Here is a 15,638-nt window from a genome sequence, read left to right as displayed (position 1 = left end):
CGCGCAGGCGAGCTGCATCACCTGGCACTGGGCTTTGTCATGCTTTGAGCAAGCGACCTCAGCAACTCGGTTTGCTTCAGGACCAACTCACATTGCTTTCGCGCATGCGTGCCCGACAGCTCAACCAACTCTGCCAGAGTCTTTGCACGCCCTAGCTCCCGCGCATACTCCAAGGTCGCGCCCGCATTGACCTTCATCAGTTCGAGCACGACGGTGCGACACTCGGCTGCCGTCCCAATCGCGTCGATGAGATCGCTTTCCACGACGACGGTTTCATTGGCCTCTGATGTCACACTGGCCAGCCGTGATTTTGCGAGGTCGTTGGCGAAGTTAAGCGTAGCGCTCATGCCGTCCAAAGCGCAGGCTTGATATCCCTTAGCCATGTCCACGATGAGATCAGTGCCGCTCGAAGGTTCAGGTCTTGCAACGATGACGCTGGCCGCTTCTTGTACCGGAACAGTCATCGGAGCAGGCGCTTCTTGCGCAATCTGCGGCGCATCTTGGGGGAAGACGGCGACTGAGCCCTGCGGCATGGCCAAGCCCTCGTCGACCGCACGGCTCACTTCCTCCGCCAGTTCCAGCAGCGAGCGACGCCCGGTGCGTGCAACGTCAGCAGGCAGCTTTGAGCGCGCCTTTCCCATAATCATCCGACTCCTCGGCCAAGTGCGCCGCGATCCAACCCCACAAACTTACAATTTCGTCCGAAGCTTTGCCCGCCGGTGCGAACTCCGTCACGCCCAACCCTGCTCCGAGTGCATCCTGGTGATCGTTACGCTGCGCAATAAACGGGAGTGCAAGCACGCCGAGCGAGCTTAGCGATGTGGCAGCTTCGCTCAGCCGGCACCCTCGCGTCGGTGTCTGATTGAGGATAAAGGCAAATCGGCGGTTGAGTCTGCGAATGGCGATCAGTGTAGGAATTGCGGCTTCGATATCGGCCGGGCTCGGGCGCGCCGGGATGAGACAGAGATCGGCGCAGGCGATGACGCGCATCGCCAGGCTGTTGGTCGTGGCAGCTGTGTCGACGATGGCAAGCCAGACGCCTTCGGCCTTCAGCCGCGCGATCAACGGTTCGAGCTCGGCAGGATCGGCAACGCGCTCGACGCGGGGATAGGGATGATCGCGGCGCTCTTTCCATTTCGAGATCGTACCTTGCGCGTCCGCCTCAATGAGAGCGACGCGCTCAGCTCGCTGCATTGCTGCCACCGCCAGGCCAACGGACAGCGTACTCTTGCCGCTTCCGCCTTTTTGCGTGACCAGGGCAAGGACGTGCATGTCCCGCGCTCCCCTTGAAACGGCAACGACGCGGAACTTAGACGTTGTCGGAAATAAACTTCTTGCAGCGCAGAAATACTACCGCAAGTCGTGATTCGTCTCAAGCGAACGCGAGGCTATCCCGGCATCCTACGTAGCAAGATCAGGAATACTGCATCACGCCATCGTCGATCCGACCGAAGCGCAACGAGACGATGTCAAGCGCGTAGTTCTGGTGGAGCCGCCAGGGCCGCTTCGAGCCCTGCTTCGGCATCTTGGCAATCGAGCGCTGCACGTAGCCCGAGGTGAAATCGAGCGAAGGCTGCGCGGTGATGGTGGGATCATCGTTGTGCGGCATGCACTGGCGGAAATTGTGCCGGTCCATGTAATTGATGAGGCGGCAGACATATTCGCAGGTTAGGTCGCATTTCAGCGTCCAGGACGCGTTGGTGTAGCCGAAGGCCGAGGCCATGTTCGGCACGTCGGCATACATCATGCCCTTGTAGGTCAGCGTGTTGGCGAAATCGACGGAGCGGCCGTCGACGCTGACCTCGAGGCCACCGGCGACCTGGAGCACCAGCCCGGTCGCCGTCACGATGATGTCGGCCGCCAGCTCGCGGCCGTCCTTCAGACGGATGCCATCATGCGTGAAGGTCTCGATCTCGCTGGTGACGACGCTGGCGCGCTGCTCGCGGATCGCCTTGAAGAGGTCGCCATCGGGCACGAGGCACAGCCGCTGGTCCCAGGGATTGTAGCGCGGCGTGAAGTGGGTCGCGACGTCGTAGTCCGGGCCGAGCGCGATTCTCACGCCCTTGAGGATCAGATCCTTCACCTTCGCCGGCCTGCGCCGGCTGAGCTGGAAGAAGAACATCCCCCACATCACGTTGCGCCAGCGGATCAGGTGATAGGCGAACTTCGCCGGCAGGTTGCGGCGCAGCTTGTTGGCGACGGGATCCTGCGCCGGCCGCGACACCACATAGGTCGGCGAGCGCTGCAGCATGGTGACCTGCTCCGCCTGCTTGGCGAGCTCCGGCACCAGCGTTACCGCTGTCGCGCCCGAGCCGATCACGACGACACGCTTGCCCGCGTAGTCGATGTCCTCGGTCCATTTCTGCGGATGCACGATGCGGCCGGCGAAATCAGCGGCGCCCTTGAACTCCGGCGTATAGCCCGCTTCGTATTTGTAATAGCCTGAGCACATGAATAGAAAGTTGCAGGTGAAGCGCACCAGCTCGGTCGCGCCCTCGCCCGTGATGCGCTCGGCCTCGACGGTCCAGCGCGCATCCGGCGTCGACCACGCCGCGCGCTTGACGCGGTGGTGGAAGCGGATGTGCTTGTCGATGCCGTTCTCGCTAGCAGTCTCGCGCACGTAGTTCAGGATCTGCGGCCCGTCGGCGATCGCCTTCGGATCGGTCCACGGCTTGAACGAATAGCCGAGGGTGAACATGTCGCTGTCAGAGCGGATGCCGGGATAGCGGAAGAGGTCCCAGGTGCCGCCGATGCAATCGCGTCCCTCGAGGATGACGTAGCTCTTGGCCGGACACTTGGTCTGCAGATGATAGCCGGCGCCGATGCCTGATAGCCCGGCGCCGACGATCAGCACGTCGAAATGTTCTTGTTGCATGGTTTCCTCCGCCGGGGCGGATTGTCCGCCTGCCGCTGCTGGCCGTCAATCGGCAATCAACGTACCGCAACTGCAAAGCGAGTTGAATTCCATGCCCCGAAACAACAAAGCCCCGGATCGCTCCGGGGCTTTGCGTCGATGGTTGGTCGAACCGGTGGCTCAGTAGCGGTAGTGGTCCGATTTGTACGGGCCTTCCTGCTTCACGCCGATATAGTCGGCCTGGTCCTTGCGGAGCTCGGTGAGCTTGACGCCGATCTTGGAGAGGTGCAGGCGGGCGACCTTCTCGTCGAGCGTCTTGGGCAGCACGTAGACCTTCTTCTCGTACTTGCCGTCCTTGTTGTTGGCGAACAGCTCGATCTGCGCCAGCGTCTGGTTGGTGAAGGACGCCGACATCACGAAGGACGGATGGCCCATCGCGTTGCCGAGGTTCACGAGGCGGCCCTCCGACAGCAGGATGATGCGGTGCTTGTCAGGGAACTCGATCTCGTCGACCTGCGGCTTGATGTTGGTCCACTTCAGATTGCGCAGAGACGCGATCTGGATCTCGTTGTCAAAGTGGCCGATGTTGCAGACGATGGCGCGATCCTTCATCGCGCGCATGTGCTCGATGGTGATGATGTCCTTGTTGCCGGTGGCGGTGACGAAGATGTCGGCCCGCGGCGCGGCGTCTTCCATGGTCACGACCTCGTAGCCTTCCATCGCCGCCTGCAGCGCGCAGATCGGATCAACCTCGGAGACCATGACGCGGCAGCCGGCCTGGCGCAGCGAGGCGGCCGAGCCCTTGCCGACGTCGCCGAAGCCGGCGACCATCGCTACCTTGCCCGACAGCATCACGTCGGTGCCGCGGCGGATGCCGTCGACCAGCGATTCACGGCAGCCATAGAGGTTGTCGAACTTCGACTTGGTGACGCTGTCGTTGACGTTGATGGCCGGCCACAGCAGCGTGCCTGCCTTCTGCATGTCATAGAGACGATGCACGCCCGTCGTGGTCTCCTCGGAAACGCCCTTGATGCTGTTGGCGATCCCGGCGAAGTAGCCCTTCGGCTTTTCCTTGAGCTGCTTCTTCAGAAGCGCGAAGAATACTTCCTCTTCCTCGGAGCCGGGCTTGTCGAGGAAGGCGGTGTCGCCGTTCTCCGCGCGCAGACCGAGATGGACATACATGGTGGCGTCACCGCCGTCATCGAGGATCATGTTCGGGTGACCGCCGCCGTGCCAGTCGAACAGCTTCGCGGTGTAGTCCCAGTACTCGGTCAGCGTCTCGCCCTTGACGGCGAAGACGGGAATGCCGGCGGCGGCGATCGCAGCGGCAGCGTGATCCTGCGTCGAATAGATGTTGCAGGAGACCCAGCGGATGTCGGCGCCGAGCGCGGCGAGCGTCTCGATCAACACGCCGGTCTGGATCGTCATGTGCAGCGAGCCGGCGATGCGCGCGCCCTTCAGCGGCTGCTTCGGGCCGTACTCCTCGCGGGTGGCCATCAGGCCAGGCATCTCGGTCTCGGCCAGCGAGAGCTCCTTGCGGCCGAAATCGGCGAGCGAAATGTCCTTGACGATGTAATCGGTGAAGCCGGGCTTCGCGTTCATGGCGAGTGTCCTGTTGTTGAACTCGTCATTCCGGGGCACTTCCAAGAGGCGAACCCGGAATCTCGACGTGATAGATGAGGATCCCGGGTTCGCTCGCGTACGCGCCCCGGGATGTCGCGTTTATTAGAGCGCGCGCTTGAGCTGCTCGACGAGGTCGGTCTTCTCCCAGGAGAAGCCGCCCTCGTTGTCGGGCGTGCGGCCGAAATGGCCGTAAGCCGAGGTGCGCGCGTAGATCGGCCGGTTGAGATCGAGATGAGTGCGGATGCCGCGCGGGGTGAGGTCCATCGCCTTGGCGGCGGCCTTCTCGAGCTGGTCTTCCGAAACCTTACCGGTGCCGTGGGTGTCAATGTAGATCGACAGCGGGCGCGCCACGCCGATGGCGTAGGCGAGCTGCAGGGTGCAGCGGTCGGCAAGACCGGCGGCGACGATGTTCTTGGCGACGTAGCGCGCAGCATAGGCCGCGGAGCGGTCGACCTTGGTCGGATCCTTGCCGGAGAACGCGCCGCCGCCGTGCGGGGCCGCACCGCCATAGGTGTCGACGATGATCTTGCGGCCGGTCAGGCCGGAATCGCCGTCGGGACCGCCGATGTAGAACTTGCCGGTGGGGTTGATGTGCCAGATCGTCTTCGCGGTGATCCAGTCCTTCGGCAGCGCCTCGCGCACATAGGGCTCGACGATCTCGCGAACCTGGTTCGAGCTGAGGTCGGGAACCAGATGCTGGTGCGACACGACGATCTCGCGCACGCCGACCGGCTTGCCGTTCTCGTACTGCACGGTGACCTGGCTCTTGGAGTCCGGACCCAGCACCTTCTCCTTGCCGGAGTGGCGGGCTTCCGAGATCAGGCGCAGGATCTTGTGGGCGTAGAAGATCGGCGCCGGCATCAGATCGGGCGTCTCGTTGGTGGCGTAGCCGAACATGATGCCCTGGTCGCCCGCGCCTTCTTCCTTGACCTCGCCCGGCTGCAGCGCATCGACGCCCTGGGCGATGTCGGCCGATTGCGGATGCAGGAGGATCTCGATGTCGCAGGTCTTCCAGTGGAAGCCTTCCTGCTCGTAGCCGATGTCCTTGATCGCGCCGCGCACGACGCTCTCGATCTGCTCGTTGGTCACCGACTTCGGGCCGCGGGTCTCGCCGGCGATCACCACCTTGTTGGTGGTCGCGAGCGTCTCGCAGGCGGCGCGGATTTGCCAGGGGTCGATGCCCGCCTTAGGCCCTTCACGGTAGAACAGGTCGACGATCTCATCGGAGATCCGGTCACAGACCTTGTCCGGATGGCCCTCGGACACGGACTCGCTGGTGAAGAGATAGGACGCGCGCATCAGTAACCCCTTGTTCCGCCGCTAGCCGGCGGGCGTTTGCGATGTTTACTTGTGATGATGTCAATCACGCCGGCGCGAGATGACGTAGGATTCGTCGAGAAACCAGAGCCCGTTGTACTTCCGCAGCACATCCCTGGCGGCATCCAGAGTGCGGCCGTTTTGAGTCATTTCTGTCAATCGGTCGTCCTCAATCTGAGCGACATACACCGCCGCATTCCACGCTGCAAAGGCCGTCGAGGTTCCGATGGTGCCGGTGACCTCGTTGGGCAGAGCTTCCATATCATACCTGAAGATCGAACGATTGTCCGCGTATGCATTAAAATTTAAGTCGCGGCCCACCGATCCAAGTTCATACTTAACGGCACGCAGTAGCTCATGACGGCTGACTGAGAAAGGATTTTCTCCCGGCCAGATCGCCTGGATCATTTCCATGCCCGGATCCTGCCCATGGGAGTGGATACCGATCAGCCTGCCGCCCGGCCGCAGCGCCCGCGCCAGAGGTGCAATGATCCGCTTGGCCCGGAAATTGACCGATGACAGGGCCCGATAGGGCTGGGATGCGATGACGAGGTCGAAATTGGCCTCAGTCTGGCCTGGCCGCGGAATGGTCGAATCGAGCAGGAACCGGTGATCCTCGCGATAGAGCACGAGGACCACCGGCCGCTCGTAGAGCGGCATGGCCGTGCGTGGGCTGATCGCCGCGCGCCAGTTCTGCTCCAAAAACGGCCTCAGCTCCGCGATCTGCTGCTCGAATTCGCCCGATGAAGCGCCGCGGAGCGGCACCTCGTGCCAGACGGTGGCGGCCGCCGCGGCAGGCGATGCCGGGGTCAGCCAGGGCGCCTCCGCGTAGAACATGTTGGTGAACACGAACACCGATGCCGGGTGCTCGAAAATGCGGTCCGGCACCTTCTCCAGCGTCAGGCGCAAATCCTCCAGGCTGAGCTCCTTGCCCGCGACGTAGAACGGCATGTGCGGAAAGCGCTGGTGCGTGGCGCGCAGCACCCGCGCCAGCACCGTGCCGTCGCCGACGCCGGCGTCGAACAGACGCAGCGCCGGCGGGCGCGGATGGATGGAGCTCAGCTCCAAGGCAACCCTGTCTGCGATCACCCGCTTTTCGCTGCAGGTGTGGACGAACAGCAGATATTTCTGGCGGTTCTCGAAGAAGCGGAAATTGCCGCGTGGATCGCGCTTCTCGGGCGGCACCTGAAGTCCCCGCGGCGGCGGCACGCCGCCGGCCATCGATGCCGCCATATAGGCCTGGATCCGCTCCAGCGTGTCGATGGTGATGCGCTTTCCCTCGCGCAGGCGGTGCACCAGCTTCCCATCGTTCACCGCGCGCCGGCCGAACGTCGATTCCGCCATGTCCGCCTTGCGGCAGAAGTCGGTGATCTGGCTCAGGATTTCGTCGTTCTTCATGAGTGGGAAATCGGTGGGCAGACGGATTGGGACCAATCTCCTAGCAAAATCTGCCCACTGAGGGAATAGCGGATCCAAGCGCCTCCTTCACAGTTTGCTCCGGCCGCGAGCCGCGCCCCACTCTGGCCCCGCCGAGCAACAACTGGCGCTTCTCCTCTGATCGCCTCCTTACCGTGCGCGCCTGCCCGGTCGCCCTGCTCGCCGCGCTCCTGTGGTCCGCCCGCGGTCGCGTAGGCACGCGCAATCAGCTCGAGCCGAGCTGCACGGCGGACACGACGCCGCAGACAAGATGATCAATGCCTGCGAAGGAATCATCGCGTGGGAGGTGCAGGGGCACGGCCCGCCGAGCGGCACGAGCTCAATCGCGGCAAGGCCAGGCGCGGCAAGGTGATCTCGACCCCGAAGAACAAGCATGTGCCCATGGTCGAACTCCTCTCTGTGGGGGTCTATCTGGCGGAGAAGTGACTCGTGCCCGGACGCAGCGCAGCGCTTCTCAGCGGTGCTCTGCAGAGCTGAGGCCTATAGCTCCGCGCAGCAAGTCGAGCAGCATGGGTCCCGGCTCTGCGCAGCAACGCTGGAGCGTTGCTGCGCGTCCGGGACACGGGTGAGCCTTAACGGCGGAGCCTTACTGCCCCCACACTTCCTTCGCGATCTCGACCGCGAGGCTGAGCTTGGCCCACTGCTCCTCCTCGGAGAGGATGTTGCCCTCTTCCGTCGAGGCAAAGCCACATTGCGGCGACAGCGCGAGCTGCTCCAAGGGCGCGAACTTGGCGGCTTCTTCCAGGCGGCGCTTGATGTCGTCCTTCTTCTCGAGCTCGCCGAACTTCGAGGTGATGACGCCGACCACGACGACCTTGTTGCCCTTGGGCAGGAAGCGCAGCGGCTCGAAACCGCCGGCGCGGTCGCTGTCGTACTCCAGGAAGTAGCCGTCGTAATTGGTGCCGGCGAGCATGGTCTCGGCCACCGGCTCGTAGCCACCCGAGGAAATCCAGGTCGAGCGGAAATTACCGCGGCAGACGTGGGTCGTCACCACCATGTCGGCCGGCTTCTCCGCCAGCGCGTAGTTGATGATGCGCGCATAGATCTGTTGCAGCCCATCCGGATTATCGCCGCGCTCGCGTGCCTTCTGCAATTCGTCCTGCGAGCAGAGATAGGCCCAGACGGTGTCGTCGAACTGGAGATAGCGGCAGCCGGCGTCGTAGAACGCCTTCACGGCCTTGCGGTAGGTCTTGCCGAGATCTTCGTAGAAGGCGTCGAGATCGGGATAGACGTCCTTGGAGATCGACTTGCGTCCGCCGCGGAAGTGGAGCACTGCCGGCGAAGGGATCGTCATCTTGGCGGTGACGTGAGCCTGGTCGGCGACCTTCTTCAGGAAGCGGAAGTGGTCCAGCATCGGGTGGCTGTCTGGAAAGTCGAGCTTGCCGATGACGCGGACCGCATCGTGACGGGTCTGCACGCCCGTGAACTGGATGCCGGTGTCGGGATGGAATAGCTCGCAGCCGGTGAGCTTGGCCAGGAAGTCGAAATGCCACCAGGAGCGGCGGAATTCGCCGTCGGTCGCGAGCTTCAGCCCGATCGAGGCCTGCTTGTGCACGACCTTCTCGATCTCCATGTCCTCGATCTTGCGCAGATCGTCGGCCGAGATCTCGCCCTTCTCCAGCCGGCTACGGGCTTCCTTGATCTTGAGCGGACGCAGGAGGCTGCCGACCTCGTCGGCGCGGAAGGGGGCTGTGGTTCGCTGCATGTGTTACTCCCTGGACATCTTAGTGGGCCGCCGCCCCGGCGACGCCGAGATGGCGCTCCAGGACAGAGGGGTCGGTCTTCAGCGCGGCGCTCGGAGCGTCGTGGACGATCGTTCCGCGCTCCAATATCACAACGCGATCGGCGAGCCCCAGAATCTTTTGGGCATTCTGCTCTACGATGATCGAGCAGATACCTCCGGACCGGGTGATGGTCCCGATCGCCTTCAAGAGTTCCTCGACGATGATGGGCGCAAGGCCCTCCATCGGCTCGTCCAGCAGCAGGACTTTCGGATTGAGGGTAAGTGCGCGACCGATCGCCAGCATCTGCTGCTCGCCGCCGGAGAGCTGGTTGCCGAAATTGCTCCGCCGCTCCTTCAGCCGCGGGAACATCTCGTACACCTTCTCGACCGTCCAGGGACCGGGCTGCGCTACGGCGGTCATGTTCTCTTCCACCGTCAGCGAGCGGAAGATGTTGCGCTCCTGCGGCACCCAGCCGATGCCGGCGCGCGCCCGCTGGTCGGGCCGCATCGCCGTGACATCGGTGCCGGCCAGCGCAATGGAGCCTGCGAAGCAGCGCGTGACGCCGACGATGGAGTTGATCAGCGTGGTCTTGCCGGTGCCGTTGCGCCCGAGCAGCGCCAGCACCTGTCCTTCGGCGAGACGGAGCGTCATCTTCGGCAGCACCACCGCCTCGCCGTAGCCGGCGCGAAGCGAATCGATCGCGAGCAGGTCAGACATCGACCGCCTCCTCGCCGAGATAGACCGCCTTCACCTGCGGATCGCGCGCGACCTCTTCGGGCGGGCCTTCGGTCAGCAGCGCGCCCGAGACTAGCACCGAGATGCGATCAGCAAAGGAGAACACGAGGTCCATGTCGTGCTCGATCAGGAGCACGGTGACGTCCCGCGGCAGGCTGCCCACGACGGCGAGAATGTCGTGGCGCTCGCTCTCGGGCACGCCGGCGGCGGGCTCGTCGAGCAGCAGCACGCGCGGCTTGGCCGCAATGGCCACCGCGATCTCGAGCAGGCGCTGCTTGCCGTAGGGCAGCGTCACGGTCTCTTCGTTCATGACGTCGAGCAGATGGAAGCGGGAGAGCAGATCGGCGGTCTCGCCATTGACGTCACTGCGCGTGCCCATCCGTCGCCACCAGTCGCCGCCATGGCCGAGGCGCTCGGAGACCGCGAGCCCGATGGTCTCCAGGGGAGTCAGGTCCGGGTAGAGCTGGTTGATCTGGAACGTGCGCGACAGTCCGCGCAGCACGCGCTTGTGCACCGGCAGATCGGTGATGTCCTGACCTTCGAGCAGGATGCGGCCTGCGTTCGGCTTCAGCACGCCGGTGAGCTGGTTGATGACCGTGGTCTTGCCGGCACCGTTCGGGCCGATCAGCGCGTGGCGGGCGCCCTGCTCGACCTTCAAAGACAGATCGCGGGTGACGCGCAGGCCGCCGAACTGCTTCTCGAGATTTTGGGTTTCGAGCGCGATTGTCATGAATCGCTCTCCGGCACGGCAACGATCGCCTTGCGCCCCGCAATCCGCCTGATGATCAGGTTCGGCACATACAGCACCCAGCGATGCAGGCGCTGGCGGCCGACCAGCACGATCACGACCAGCACGAGGCCGATCCAGAACTGCCAGTATTGCGGCGTGATGGTCGAGAACAATTCCTGGAGCAGGCGGAAGATCACCGCGCCGACCAGCCCGCCGTAGAGATAGCCGGTACCGCCGATCACCAGCACCAGCATCAGGTCCGCGGAGCGCTCGAAGGCGAACACGTCGAGCGAGGCGATCGCGGTCGTCTGGGTGAACAGCGCGCCCGCAATGCCGGCATAGAACGCAGCCAGCGTATAGATCGCGACCAGGCGGCGGTTGACCGGAATGCCAATGGCTGCGGCGCGGAGAGGATTGTTCTTGATGGCGCGCAGCGACAGGCCGAACGGGGAATTCACGACGCGGCGGGCCAACAGGAACAGCAGGAACAACACGGCGAGCGAATAGAAGAAGCCGGCCTTGCCGAACATGTCGAACGGGATCTCGCCGAAGATCGGCTGCATCTCGATGCCCTGCAGGCCGTCGGTCCCACCGGTGATATTGGAGAAGCGCTCGGCGAGCGCTTCCAGCAGCAACGCAATGCCGAGCGTCACCATCAGGCGCGTCAGGTCGACGCCGCGGATCACCAGAAAGCTGGTGGCAAAGCCGAGCACCATGGCGGCAAGGCCGGCGACGATCAGCGCCAGCACGGGCTCCTTGACGATGCCGTGCAGCGCCAGCAGCCCCGCGGCATAGGCGCCGACGCCGAAGAAGGCGGCATGGCCCAGCGAAACGATGCCGGCATAGCCGAGGATGAGATCGAGCGACATCGCGAACAGCGCGAGGCGCAGGATGTCAGTCATGATCAGATAGCGCGACGGAAATGCGAAGCCGCAGGCCAGCACGATCAGCCAGAAGGCGATTTCGCCGTAGTGCCAGCGCGCCTGGCGCTGGGCATGGTAGCCGACGTCGGAAGCAGCGCTCATCGGTGAACTCAACGCGCGGCCGTTCGGCCGAACAGGCCGTTCGGGCGCCAGATCAGGATCACGATCATGATGGTGTAGATCACGAAGGGGCCCATCTTCGGCACGTAATATTTGCCGGCGACGTCGCCGATGCCGAGCAGCAGCGAGGCGAGGAACGGGCCCGTTATCGAGGAGGAGCCGCCGACGGTGACCACGATCAGGAAGTAGATCATGAACTTCAGCGGGAAATACGGATCGAGGCCGAGGATCTCGGCGCTGAGCGCGCCGCCGAGGCCGGCGAGCCCGCAACCGAAGGCAAAGGTGAAAGCGAACACCTGCGGCACGTTGATGCCGAGACCGCTCGCGGCGCGGGGGTCATCGACCGCCGCCCGCAGGCGGCTGCCGAAACGCGTCTTCGCCAGAACCATTTGAAGCGCGATGGTCAGCAGGCCGCAGATCACGATGATCATCAGCCGGTAGCGGCCGATGCCGACGCCGAACAGATCGAACTGGCCTTGGAGCGCGGCGGGCAAATTGATGAAGACCCGCGAGGATCCCTGGATGTAATCGACGGCTGCCACCGACATGAAGGTCAGGCCGATCGTGAACAGCACCTGGTCGAGATGGCTGCGGGCGTAGAGATGACGGTACAGCGTCCGTTCGAGCGCGATGCCGATTGCAGCCGAGGAGACGAAAGCGAGCGGCAAAGCGGCGAAGAACGGCCAACCCATCCGGTTGACCAGCACCATGCAGATATAGCCCCCCGCCATCGCGAAGGCGCCGTGGGCGAGATTGACGAAGTTCATCAGGCCCAGCGTGACCGCGAGCCCGCAGGCGAGCACGAACAGCAGCATGCCGTAAGCGACGCCATCGAACAGGTTGGTGAGGATTGCGGTCATCAGCAGTCGAGGGTCATCTCAAGTGTGGCCAAGGGCCGTGCTGCACTCCCTCTCCCGCTTGCGGGAGAGGGTTGGGGAGAGGGTCTTTCCACTTGGAGGATTCCCGACGACGAGAGAACCCTCACCCGGCGCTCCGCGTCGACCTCTCCCGCAGGGCAGGCGGGAGAGGTGAGGAGAGCCCCGGGATGACGCGCTTTCGCGCGTCACTTCTTGGTCTTGCCGAGATCTTTGACAGCCTCGAAGGTCGCGAACTCGACATTGTAGAGTTCGCCATCCACTTTCTCGACCTTGCGGATGTAGATGTTCTGCACGATGTCGCGGGTCTCGGGGTCGATCGAGATCGGACCGCGCGGGCTCTCCCACTTCTGGCCCTTCATGGCCTCGATCAGCTTGTCGCCGTTGGTGTCGCCACCTGTCTTCTTCAGCGCCTCGTAGATCAGGTGGATGCCGTCATAGCCGCCCACGGCCATGAAGCCCGGACGGTTGCCGAAGGCCTTCTTGTAGGCCGCGACGAAATCCTTGTTCATCTGCGAGGGGTGCGCCGCGGAATAGAGATGCGCGGTGACCGTGCCGAGCACGGCGTCGCCCATGTTGTTGAGCAGATCGTCGTCGGTGACGTCGCCCGGCCCGATCACCTTGATGCCGGCCTTGTCGAGGCCACGCTCGGCATATTGCTTCATGAAGTTGCCGCCCTGGCCCGCCGGCACGAACACGAAGATCGCGTCCGGCTTTGCGTCCTTCATGCGCTGCAGGAACGGAGCGAAGTCGGGGTTCTGCAGCGGCACCTTGACTTCTTCGACCACCTCACCGCCGCCGGCCGTGAAATGCTGCTTGAAGAAATTGAGGGCGTCATTGCCCGGCGCGTAGTCCGAGGTCAGCGTCGCGACCTTCTTGATGCCGTTCTTCACCGCCCAATCGCCGATGATGGTCGAGGACTGCGCCAGCGTGAAGCTGGTGCGCACGATATAGGGCGAACGTTCGGTGATAATGGAGGTGCCGGCCGCCATCACGACTTCAGGAATCTTGGCCTGGGTAGCCAGCGGCGCGGCGGCGAGCGCGGCCGGCGTCACGCCGAAGCCGGCGATGAAGTTGACCTTGTCGTTGACGATCAGCTCCTGCGCGGCAGTCTTGGTCTTATCCGGGATCGCCGCGTCGTCCTTGACGATGATTTCGATCTTCTTGCCGGCGACGGTGTCGCCCTTCTGCTGCATGTAGAGCTTGATCGCGTTCTCGATCTGCTTGCCGGTCGAGGCCTGGCCGCCGGTCATCGGCAGGATCAGCCCGATCTTGACCGTGTCTTGCGCCTTGGCAGGCGCGACGGCCGCGAGGCCCGCGATCGCAACGACCGCTGCGGTGCGTAAAAAAATCCTGCGTTCGAACATCAGATGTCCCTCCCCTTCATTCCTCACCTCTTGTGTGGCGGACCGAGTACCCGGTCCTTGCCGCGCTTCACTCACGGACAAGCCATGCCGTGCGGCCACATGGCGTCCTCTGTAACCCCGTTGTCAATCGAACGTTGGGCGACCATTCGGCGCAAGCCGCGCAATCTGCCTCAACAACGGCGGAGAGCTATTTGTACGATTGTACAAATGAAATGGTCCTGTCAACGAAAAAGCCCTGTGACACTGGGCCGGAGGGCGATGGCTTTGCCACCCTACGAGGGCCGCACCACACCGGGGATGGAGGATTCAGTCTCTCATTTGCAGAATCCGGACATCTTAAGTGCGTCCGTGGCATGCCCCGTCCTACGATCCGTCCAATGACAAATACCCGGTGTATACCGTACCAACAGCGGCGACCTCATCAAGTACAAAATATGCCTATTATAATACCTTCTCTGTATACAGCTTTGCCCTCCCTCGAATAGGCCAATTTTACCTATTGAGAGATATGGTTGCCGCTAACGCCTATGGCGCTCCACCATCCGCGCCCCGTCGGGGGCACGACCAGAGATATTCATGCGTTCTCGCTCGCTTTCGATCGCCGCCGCACTCGCCCTGCTCAATCTCGCAGGCTGCGGGACGGTCAACGAGAAGCTCTCCGCCGGGATGGGCGACTACGTCCCGCAATGGGCCGGCGGCCTGCCCGCTGATGCGCCGCCGCGGCCCGGCACGCCGCAATACGATGCCTACATGAAGGAGCGCGAGCGCAAGCGGCTGATGCCGGCGACCGATCGCGAGAAGGAAGAACAGGCCCAGAAGGGCGCGACGGGGACGACGTCGGCTGGCGCGGGGCGCTGAGGAAGCGAATGGCGAACAGGGAGTAGCGAATAGGGCGCGCTCCCCCTCCACTCACCATTCGTCCCCCATTCGCTAATCCACGAACACCACGGTCTTGCGGCCGTTGAGGATGACGCGGTCGTCGAGATGGTAGCGGATGGCCCGGGCCAACACGCGGCGCTCGATGTCACGGCCTTTGCGGACCAGATCTTCCGGCGTGTCGCGATGGCTGATGCGCTCGACGTCCTGGTCGATGATCGGGCCCTCGTCGAGGTCGCGCGTGACGTAATGCGCGGTGGCGCCGATCAGCTTGACCCCGCGCTCATGGGCCTGGTGATAGGGCTTGGCACCCTTGAAGCCCGGCAGGAATGAGTGGTGGATGTTGATGCAGCGCCCCGACAGCTTTGCCGAGAGATCGTCGGACAGGATCTGCATGTAACGGGCGAGCACCACCAGATCGGTCTTCGTCTTGCCGACGAGGTCCATGATCTGTGTCTCCTGCTCGCGCTTGGTCTCCTTGGTGACGGGCAAATGGTGGAAGGGGATGCCGCCGAAATCGAGCCCGGCATAGACCTCGCGCGGGTGATTGGAGACGATCGCGGTCGGAATCATCGGCAATTCGCCGGTTCGCCAGCGATAGAGGATGTCGACCAGGCAGTGATCGGACTTCGACACCAGCAGCATCACCTTGCGATGCGCAGCGCGGTCGCGCATCTGCCATTCCATGCCGAAACGCTCGGCGATCGCGGCGAAGCCGGTCTGCAGTGCCGCGAGTTCCACGGCAAGATCGGCCGCTGTGAACACCACCCGCATGAAGAACTTCTTGGTCTCGACGTCGTCGAACTGCTGGGCGTCGAGGATGTTCTGTCCGTTATGAGCGAGAAACGTCGAGACCGCCGAGACGATGCCTGGGCGATCCGGACAGGACAGGGTCAGGACGTATTGATGGTCGGGCAAGGCTCGGCTCTTGATGAAGGTTTGTGCAGCGGAACGATCCAGCGGATTGCGCCCTGCTCTAGCACCGACCCGCCCTTGCGCCAATCCCAACCGCGGAGTCAGGATGAACGGACAATTGCGAATTCTCAACGGAGCATAC

The 15,638-nt window shown here is 63.4% G+C and carries 15 protein-coding genes; 2 read left to right on the top strand and 13 right to left on the bottom strand.

Annotation, left to right across the window (positions count from 1 at the left end; translation table 11 throughout):
• Window positions 1-17: 17 nt before the first annotated feature.
• From I6F28_RS29930 to I6F28_RS29905, 6 genes are all read right to left on the bottom strand, one after another.
• A complete protein-coding gene (locus I6F28_RS29930; protein ID WP_192893138.1) occupies window positions 18-641 on the bottom strand; it encodes a phasin family protein in 624 nt (207 codons plus the stop codon).
• Entirely contained in the window at window positions 610-1,272 is a 663-nt protein-coding gene (locus I6F28_RS29925; RefSeq protein WP_225142536.1) for a nucleotide-binding protein, read from the bottom strand. The genes I6F28_RS29930 and I6F28_RS29925 overlap by 32 nt, the downstream gene beginning before the upstream one ends.
• A 142-nt stretch (window positions 1,273-1,414) precedes the next feature.
• The gene (locus I6F28_RS29920) at window positions 1,415-2,875 is read right to left on the bottom strand and encodes a flavin-containing monooxygenase (RefSeq protein ID WP_225142535.1); all 1,461 of its coding nucleotides are present in this window, start codon (window positions 2,873-2,875) and stop codon (window positions 1,415-1,417) included.
• 159 nt (window positions 2,876-3,034) lie between these two features.
• Window positions 3,035-4,456 (bottom strand): adenosylhomocysteinase, encoded by a 1,422-nt coding sequence (gene ahcY / locus I6F28_RS29915; RefSeq protein WP_036015760.1) that lies wholly within the window; start codon window positions 4,454-4,456, stop codon window positions 3,035-3,037.
• Window positions 4,457-4,579: 123 nt separating this feature from the next.
• Window positions 4,580-5,776, bottom strand: coding sequence for a methionine adenosyltransferase (gene metK / locus I6F28_RS29910; protein ID WP_128266405.1), 1,197 nt, complete (start codon window positions 5,774-5,776; stop codon window positions 4,580-4,582).
• A gap of 60 nt (window positions 5,777-5,836) precedes the next feature.
• Entirely contained in the window at window positions 5,837-7,192 is a 1,356-nt protein-coding gene (locus I6F28_RS29905; RefSeq protein WP_225112032.1) for a hypothetical protein, read from the bottom strand.
• A gap of 318 nt (window positions 7,193-7,510) precedes the next feature.
• Here I6F28_RS29905 and I6F28_RS29900 point away from each other — a divergent pair, with 318 nt between their 5' ends.
• Window positions 7,511-7,657 (top strand): hypothetical protein, encoded by a 147-nt coding sequence (locus I6F28_RS29900; RefSeq protein WP_157784118.1) that lies wholly within the window; start codon window positions 7,511-7,513, stop codon window positions 7,655-7,657.
• A 160-nt stretch (window positions 7,658-7,817) separates the two neighbouring features.
• Here the strand turns inward: I6F28_RS29900 and I6F28_RS29895 are convergent, their stop codons facing one another.
• From I6F28_RS29895 to I6F28_RS29870, 6 genes are all read right to left on the bottom strand, one after another.
• A complete protein-coding gene (locus I6F28_RS29895; RefSeq protein WP_036015736.1) occupies window positions 7,818-8,936 on the bottom strand; it encodes a cobalamin-independent methionine synthase II family protein in 1,119 nt (372 codons plus the stop codon).
• A gap of 19 nt (window positions 8,937-8,955) precedes the next feature.
• Window positions 8,956-9,672, bottom strand: coding sequence for an ABC transporter ATP-binding protein (locus I6F28_RS29890; RefSeq protein ID WP_225142534.1), 717 nt, complete (start codon window positions 9,670-9,672; stop codon window positions 8,956-8,958).
• Window positions 9,665-10,420, bottom strand: coding sequence for an ABC transporter ATP-binding protein (locus I6F28_RS29885; RefSeq protein WP_036043305.1), 756 nt, complete (start codon window positions 10,418-10,420; stop codon window positions 9,665-9,667). Before I6F28_RS29885 ends, I6F28_RS29890 begins: the two co-directional genes overlap by 8 nt.
• Window positions 10,417-11,445, bottom strand: a complete 1,029-nt coding sequence (locus I6F28_RS29880; protein ID WP_036029893.1) for a branched-chain amino acid ABC transporter permease — start codon at window positions 11,443-11,445, stop codon at window positions 10,417-10,419. Before I6F28_RS29880 ends, I6F28_RS29885 begins: the two co-directional genes overlap by 4 nt.
• Window positions 11,446-11,453: 8 nt before the next feature.
• A complete protein-coding gene (locus I6F28_RS29875) occupies window positions 11,454-12,323 on the bottom strand; it encodes a branched-chain amino acid ABC transporter permease (protein ID WP_036015727.1) in 870 nt (289 codons plus the stop codon).
• A gap of 203 nt (window positions 12,324-12,526) precedes the next feature.
• Window positions 12,527-13,705 carry an ABC transporter substrate-binding protein gene (locus tag I6F28_RS29870; protein ID WP_036015725.1) on the bottom strand — a complete coding sequence of 393 codons (1,179 nt, stop codon included), beginning with the start codon at window positions 13,703-13,705 and terminating at the stop codon, window positions 12,527-12,529.
• 576 nt (window positions 13,706-14,281) lie between these two features.
• Here I6F28_RS29870 and I6F28_RS29865 point away from each other — a divergent pair.
• Window positions 14,282-14,563 carry a hypothetical protein gene (locus I6F28_RS29865; RefSeq protein WP_036015722.1) on the top strand — a complete coding sequence of 94 codons (282 nt, stop codon included), beginning with the start codon at window positions 14,282-14,284 and terminating at the stop codon, window positions 14,561-14,563.
• Window positions 14,564-14,635: 72 nt separating this feature from the next.
• Here the strand turns inward: I6F28_RS29865 and purU are convergent, their stop codons facing one another.
• Window positions 14,636-15,499: a formyltetrahydrofolate deformylase gene (gene purU / locus I6F28_RS29860; RefSeq protein ID WP_036015720.1), complete on the bottom strand. Its 864-nt coding sequence runs from the start codon at window positions 15,497-15,499 to the stop codon at window positions 14,636-14,638.
• Window positions 15,500-15,638 lie beyond the last annotated feature (139 nt).

Source organism: Bradyrhizobium sp. NBAIM14, assembly GCF_020193895.1.
In the GTDB taxonomy this organism is placed as follows: Bacteria; Pseudomonadota; Alphaproteobacteria; order Rhizobiales; family Xanthobacteraceae; genus Bradyrhizobium; species Bradyrhizobium yuanmingense.
Note: the sequence above shows the minus strand (reverse complement) of the source record. Positions and strands in the feature narration are given on the sequence as shown.

Bases quoted from the DNA above. Each gene is read 5' to 3' on its own strand.
- I6F28_RS29885 (WP_036043305.1), bottom strand. From the start codon at position 10,420: ATGACAATCGCGCTCGAAACCCAAAATCTCGAGAAGCAGTTCGGCGGC.
- ahcY (WP_036015760.1), bottom strand. From the start codon at position 4,456: ATGAACGCGAAGCCCGGCTTCACCGATTACATCGTCAAGGACATTTCG.
- I6F28_RS29920 (WP_225142535.1), bottom strand. From the start codon at position 2,875: ATGCAACAAGAACATTTCGACGTGCTGATCGTCGGCGCCGGGCTATCA.
- I6F28_RS29890 (WP_225142534.1), bottom strand. From the start codon at position 9,672: ATGTCTGACCTGCTCGCGATCGATTCGCTTCGCGCCGGCTACGGCGAG.
- metK (WP_128266405.1), bottom strand. From the start codon at position 5,776: ATGCGCGCGTCCTATCTCTTCACCAGCGAGTCCGTGTCCGAGGGCCAT.
- I6F28_RS29925 (WP_225142536.1), bottom strand. From the start codon at position 1,272: ATGCACGTCCTTGCCCTGGTCACGCAAAAAGGCGGAAGCGGCAAGAGT.
- I6F28_RS29905 (WP_225112032.1), bottom strand. From the start codon at position 7,192: ATGAAGAACGACGAAATCCTGAGCCAGATCACCGACTTCTGCCGCAAG.
- I6F28_RS29865 (WP_036015722.1), top strand. From the start codon at position 14,282: ATGCGTTCTCGCTCGCTTTCGATCGCCGCCGCACTCGCCCTGCTCAAT.
- I6F28_RS29880 (WP_036029893.1), bottom strand. From the start codon at position 11,445: ATGAGCGCTGCTTCCGACGTCGGCTACCATGCCCAGCGCCAGGCGCGC.
- I6F28_RS29870 (WP_036015725.1), bottom strand. From the start codon at position 13,705: ATGTTCGAACGCAGGATTTTTTTACGCACCGCAGCGGTCGTTGCGATC.
- I6F28_RS29895 (WP_036015736.1), bottom strand. From the start codon at position 8,936: ATGCAGCGAACCACAGCCCCCTTCCGCGCCGACGAGGTCGGCAGCCTC.
- I6F28_RS29875 (WP_036015727.1), bottom strand. From the start codon at position 12,323: ATGACCGCAATCCTCACCAACCTGTTCGATGGCGTCGCTTACGGCATG.
- I6F28_RS29930 (WP_192893138.1), bottom strand. From the start codon at position 641: ATGGGAAAGGCGCGCTCAAAGCTGCCTGCTGACGTTGCACGCACCGGG.